This is a genomic window from Kerstersia sp. (assembly GCF_052103615.1).
In the GTDB taxonomy this organism is placed as follows: domain Bacteria; phylum Pseudomonadota; class Gammaproteobacteria; order Burkholderiales; family Burkholderiaceae_B; genus Kerstersia.
In genome coordinates, this window is sequence record NZ_JBQEKA010000147.1 from 1 (window position 1) to 3,229 (window position 3,229).

Genomic DNA, 3,229 nt, shown 5'->3' on the forward strand with positions numbered 1-3,229 from the left:
ATCCACGTAGGGATTGCCATCGCGGTCGCCGCCGATCCAGCTGCCAAAATGCAGAAACGCGGGCAGCAGAGGCAGCGGGCGGCCCAGGCGGCTGGGTTTGCCGCCAGCCAGCTGGCGGGCGACATCCTGGTGCAGGCGCGGGACGACCTTCAGGAACGTGCGGTCGTAATAGACCAGCGCATTGTCGATCTCATCCATGACCGTCAGCTTCTGGCGGCGCAGCATGCGGGTCTGCCACAGGGTGACGATTTGCGCCACCAGGCGGTCTTCAATTTCGTTGTCGCCGTACTCGGGAGAGGCCAGCAGGCGGGCAATTTCATGGTGCAAGTCCAGCGTGCTCTTGCGCTGCACTTCCGTGGGGTGGGCGGTCAGCACCGGCACGATGTCTGCGTTTTCCAGATAGCGCAGCAGCTGGCGGCGGGTCTGGCCGCTCTCCAGCAGGCTGGCCAGCGTATGCGCCAGGCTGCCGGGCACCGTGCCTTCACGCGCCTGTTCGCGCTGCATCTGATTCTGTTCTTTGTCTTCCGCAATATTGGACAATTGCAGGAAGTAACTGAAGGCGCGGGCAACGGCAGTGGCCTGTTCGCCCTTGAGTGCGCTGATGCGTTCTTGCAGAATGTCGCGTTCGCGCTTGCTGCCTTCGCGGCGGAATTTGACAGCCGCGCGGCGCAGCGTTTCCACCAGGTCATAAACGGGTTTGCCTTCACATTCCCTGATGGTCTCGCCCAGCAGGCGTCCGAGCAGGCGGATGTCCTGGCGCGCGGATGAGTCGGCAGGCAGTTCGGTGCTTGTCGCGTGGTTTGGCTTCACTCTTGGGTCTCTCCGGATGGTGTGGGGATGTCCGGCACCATCGAGGGGTACCGGGCAAGCTGCCTGCGGGTTCCTGGTGAGGGAGAGGCAGACCCGTAGCGCGTTTTTATTGTGTTACGCCATCGGGTACCGGAAATGGTACCAGTTCCGGCCGCATTCGGTGAGAGATTTGTGCGACGCCGCAAAAGTCTTTGCGGCCGGGTTCCGCCTGCCGGGGCAAGGTGGAACCCGGACTGACTGGCCCTGGGTTCAGGGCTGTTGCATGACCTTTGCCACGGCATCGGCCACGCGGCCCACATTGGACTCATTCAGGCCCGCCACGCACATGCGGCCGGAGCGCAGAATATAAACGCCATGCTCATGGCGCAGCTTGTCCACCTGGCTGGCATTCAAGCCGGTATAGGTGAACATGCCGCGCTGCTGGACATAACGGTCCAGCTGACTGGCGCAGCGCGTTCCGTTGAGTTTTTCGCTCAGCAATTGGAACAGCTGGGCGCGCATGGCCAGCATCCGTTCGCGCATGTGGGTGAGCTGCTCTTCCCACTGTGCCCGCAGGGCCGGCGTGCTCAAAACCTGGGTGATCACGCTGACGCCGTGCACAGGCGGCGAGCTATAGTTGGAGCGGACCACACTGGCCAGCTGGCCGAGCACGCGCTGGGCCGCTTCCTGGTCTTCGCAGATCAGCGACAGCCCGCCGCAGCGTTCGCCGTACAGCGAAAAATTCTTCGAGAACGAGTTGGCGACGAAAGCGGGAATATTGCGGCGCAGCAATTCCCGGATCACAAAGGCGTCGCTGGCGATACCGGCGCCAAACCCTTGATAAGCCATGTCCACGAAGGGCAGCAGCCCGCGTTCCTGAACTGCGTCCAGAATCGCCAGCCACTGGGCTTCGTTGAGATCCACGCCGGTCGGGTTGTGACAGCAGGCATGCAGAAGCAGCACGCTTTGGGCGGGCAACTGACGGACGGCAGCCAGCATGGCGTCGAATTTCAGGCTGCCGGTTTCGGCATCGTAGTACGGGTAGGTATTAACCGTGAAACCCGCACGCTCAAAAATGAAGCGGTGGTTTTCCCAGCTGGGATCGCTGAGCCAGACTTGGGATTCCGGGAAATAACGGCGGATGAAATCGGCGCCGACTTTCAGCGCGCCCGAGCCGCCCAGCGTTTGCGCGGTGGCCACGTTGGGCGCCGCGCTGCCGAATACCAATTCCTGGACGGCTGTCGCATAGGCAGGGCTGCCGGTCATGGGCAGGTAGGGCTTGGGGACGGAAGACGTGCCGATGGTTTCTTCGGCAGCGCGTACCGCCGCCATGACGGGCAGGCGGCCATGGTCGTCCAGATAGATGCCTATGCTCAGGTTCACTTTGTCCTGGCGCGGGTCTTTCTGGAACTCCTCATTGAGGGTCAGAATCGGGTCGCCGGGGTAAGGCGGGATATGTTCAAACATTGCGATGTCGTCCTGACAGATAGGTTATTTCATATTTCACGGACATCAGCGTACCGGAACGCTCGCGTTTGCGATACTGCTGCCGGGGAGCGTGATGGCATCCCCGCGACGAAAACGATAGCCGATAGCCAGCGCCAGAAGCCAGCATGGAATCAGATAGACGGAGAGGCGCAGCGCTGGTGTCAGGTACATCACGACCAGAATGCCCGCCAGGAACAAGATGCAGAAGTAATTCGTGAGCGGATAGCCGATGCTGCGAAATTCTGTCGGCTGGCCGGCTTGCTGCTTGGCGCGGCGAAAGCGCAAATGGGTCAGGCTGATCATGGCCCAGTTGATGACCAGCGCGGAAACCACCAGGCTCATCAGCAATTCAAAGGCGCGCCCCGGAAGGTAATAGTTGATGAGCACGCATAAGGCGGTCGCAGCAGCGGATGCGCCCAGCGCCAGCGTGGGGATGCCGCGGCGATTGACATGGGTCAGCACCTTGGGCGCATTGCCTTGCTTGGCCAGGCCATACAGCATGCGGCTGTTGCAATAGACGCCGCTGTTGTAAACCGAGAGCGCCGCCGTCAGCACAACGACATTGAGCACATGGGCGACCAGCTTGCTGTCGAGCTCATGGAAGATCAGCACAAAGGGGCTGCCGCCGGTCACGACCTTTTCCCAGGGGTAGAGTGACAGCAGGACAGCCAGCGCGCCGATATAGAAAATCAGGATGCGGTAGATCACCTGATTGGTGGCGCGCGGGATGCTTTGGCGCGGGTTGTCGGCTTCCGCCGCTGTGATGCCTATCAGCTCCAGGCCGCCAAAGGAAAACATGATGCCGGCCATGGCCATGGCCAGCCCGCTCATGCCATTGGGCAGGAAGCCGTTGTTCCACAGGTTTGACAGGCCAGCTTCGGGGCCGGCTTTGCCGGTTCCCAGCAGATATAGGCCGAAGACGATCATGCTGACGATGGCAGCGACCTTGATG

General features: G+C 61.5%; 3 protein-coding genes. All 3 read right to left on the minus strand.

Annotated elements, in window-relative coordinates; translation table 11 throughout:
• A partial coding sequence (locus ACTJGZ_RS16010; protein WP_441663883.1) for a phosphoenolpyruvate carboxylase occupies positions 1–810 on the minus strand: 810 nt, incomplete at its 3' end.
• 249 nt (positions 811–1,059) lie between these two features.
• A complete protein-coding gene (locus tag ACTJGZ_RS16015; protein WP_441663884.1) occupies positions 1,060–2,256 on the minus strand; it encodes an amino acid aminotransferase in 1,197 nt (398 codons plus the stop codon).
• A gap of 45 nt (positions 2,257–2,301) precedes the next feature.
• Positions 2,302–3,229, minus strand: a 928-nt coding sequence (locus ACTJGZ_RS16020) for an amino acid permease (RefSeq protein ID WP_441663885.1), incomplete at its 5' end; no start/stop codon positions are given.

Coding starts and splice junctions, on each gene's coding strand:
- ACTJGZ_RS16015 (WP_441663884.1), bottom strand. CDS start 2,256: ATGTTTGAACATATCCCGCCTTACCCCGGCGACCCGATTCTGACCCTC.